We start from the raw sequence: 1,558 nt of genomic DNA, 5'->3' as shown, positions 1-1,558 counted from the left end.
GGCAAAGGCGCGTTCGGGCAGTTCAAAACGCACCGCCTGCAGCAGGCCCGCCTCCAGCCCCGGTGCAACGACGGACGCCGACAGCACGCTTGCCCCTCCCCCTGCCTCGACGGCCGCGCGCACGGCCTCGTTGGTCGGCAGTTCGAGGCGGATGCGCAGACGATCGGGCGCCAGCCCCCGCGCGCTGAGGGCGGCCTCGAATTCGGAGCGCGTCCCCGACCCGCGTTCGCGCAGGATCCAGTCCGTCTCCAGAAGGGCCTCTGTGCTTCGCGGCGGATCGGTGCTCCACGGGTGGGACGGCGCCACGACCAGAACGAACCCGTCACGCGCGGCAAAGACACTGTGCAGCGCATCATCGTGCGCCGCGCCCTCGATGAACCCCAATTCGGCCCGACCGCCATGGACCGCGCGCACGACGTCGGCCGTATTGCCGACCTGCATCGCGATCTCGACCTGCGGATACGACGTCCGGCATGCCACCAGATACCGGGGAAGCCAGTAGCTGGCGATCGTCTGGCTGGCATGGATACGCAGTCGCCCGCGCCGGAGGGCACCGAAATCCTCGATCCGGCGATGCGCGACGTCCATGCGCGCCAGAACCGCCAGCGCCTCGTCACGCATCAGGCGCCCAGCATCGGTCAGTTCGATCCCGCGTCCCACGCGGTTGAACAGGCGCATGCCGACCTGTTCCTCAAGCTGGCTGACGGCGGTGCTGACGGCCGATTGCACGACGCCCAGCGCCGCCGCCGCGCGCGTCATGTGTTCACGCTCGGCCACGGCGACGAAGATGCGCAGATGCTCCAGCGTCATGCGCTCGAGCGTACTGCGGCGCTGCGACCCGCGATCCATCGCTTTTCCCTTCCCGATCATCGTACCTCGCCCGAGAGGGCGGCCGGCGCGAACGGCTCGACGGCCACATGCAACGGAAGGTCGACCGCGCTGCTGCCCAGCGAAACCCACGTGGTGCCGACCTCCCCGCGCCAGCCGCCCGTCTCCGCGTCCCAGTGTTCGATCGCCAGTCGCGGCACATCAAGCCCGATCTGCTGGCTTTGCCGCGGCAGAAGCGGCACACGCCGCCAGCCGACCAGGCGCTTGGGCGGCCCCGCGACGCCGGTCGCCCTGTCGAGATAGACCTCCGGCACCGCGATCCCGGCCTCGTCCGACAGGTTGGCCACCGTGAACACCACGTGCAGCCGCCCGCCCTCGGCCCGCACATGCAGATCCGACAGGACCGGGCGTATCGTCGCCGAAAGCCCCGCGCCGAAGGGAAACAGCGGTGGCCGCCGCGACTGGTCACGCACCAGATAGGGCGACGCCGCCTCGCCCGCCAGCGGCCAGGAGACGGGCAGACGGCCGGAGAAATCCTGACGCCCGGCCAGAAGACGTGCCAGCGCGCCCGGCACGGCGGACGCCGTCGGCGCGGTCACGACCAACGCGTCCAGAGATGCAAACGGTGCAAGATCGGGCGTGCCGGCACACAGGCACAACCCGATGACGGGCACCCCGCGCTCCGCCGCGTCGGAGGCCGTCGCCGTCCACGCTGCGACATCCGCGCGAC

General features: G+C 70.8%; 2 protein-coding genes. Both read right to left on the bottom strand.

Translation table 11 applies throughout. From position 1 onward, the window contains the following. Positions 1–870 (bottom strand): LysR family transcriptional regulator (locus tag HUK82_RS16440; protein ID WP_256127065.1); only part of this gene is annotated, 870 nt, incomplete at its 3' end. Further along, positions 867–1,558: fibronectin type III-like domain-contianing protein (locus HUK82_RS16435; RefSeq protein WP_176614941.1), on the bottom strand; the 692-nt coding region annotated here is incomplete at its 5' end. The genes HUK82_RS16435 and HUK82_RS16440, both read right to left, overlap by 4 nt.

Source organism: Ameyamaea chiangmaiensis (assembly GCF_013376175.1).
Classification (GTDB): domain Bacteria; phylum Pseudomonadota; class Alphaproteobacteria; order Acetobacterales; family Acetobacteraceae; genus Ameyamaea; species Ameyamaea chiangmaiensis.
This window is presented reverse-complemented; position numbering and strand designations above follow the sequence as displayed.